The 590-nt window shown below is 41.2% G+C and carries 1 pseudogene; it reads left to right on the top strand.

The annotated features are described in order from the left end of the window. Positions 1 to 534, top strand: a pseudogene (locus ACKTR2_RS10380) (hypothetical protein); the annotation flags it as partial. Positions 535 to 590 lie beyond the last annotated feature (56 nt).

Below are 590 nucleotides of genomic sequence, written 5' to 3'. Positions count from 1 at the left end.
AAACTAAAGACGTTATATCACGAATATGCGCATAGCCAGCTACACGGCCTAAAATCAGCCTTTAAAGATCGCCCGCGAGCCTATCAAGAAACGCAAGCCGAAGCGGTCGCATATATTGCCATGCAAAATATTGGCGTTGATACCAGCAACTACTCACTCGGTTACGTGGCCACCTGGGCCAAAGATAAAGCCGTAATCCATAGCGCTTTAAGTGAGATCCAACAAGTGAGCAACAAAGTGATTGAACTTAGCGATGGCTTAACCAAACAATTAGGCTTACAAGAAGCCCCAAAAGAGCCTACACATGATCTAAAAAAGCTATCAGCCCAGGATCTTAATAAGTCCTATCAAGGCTTGCAACAACAAATTCAACAAACAACTAGTCCACAACAAAAAGCGCAATTAAAAAATCAGTTAAACGATGTGCACCAAGAAATTAGTGATCGAACTCAAAAACAACTGAAAACATTTGCTGAACAGAATCCGGAGATCAAACAACCCAAATCCGAACTGGATCAAAGTTTAAAGCGTTAGCCAGTTTTTAAAGGTCATGCTATAACATAAACAGAAAAAGGAAGTCCCGCCGAAAA

It is taken from the genome of Furfurilactobacillus curtus (assembly GCF_045862785.1).
Classification (GTDB): domain Bacteria; phylum Bacillota; class Bacilli; order Lactobacillales; family Lactobacillaceae; genus Furfurilactobacillus; species Furfurilactobacillus curtus.
Note: the sequence above shows the minus strand (reverse complement) of the source record. Positions and strands in the feature narration are given on the sequence as shown.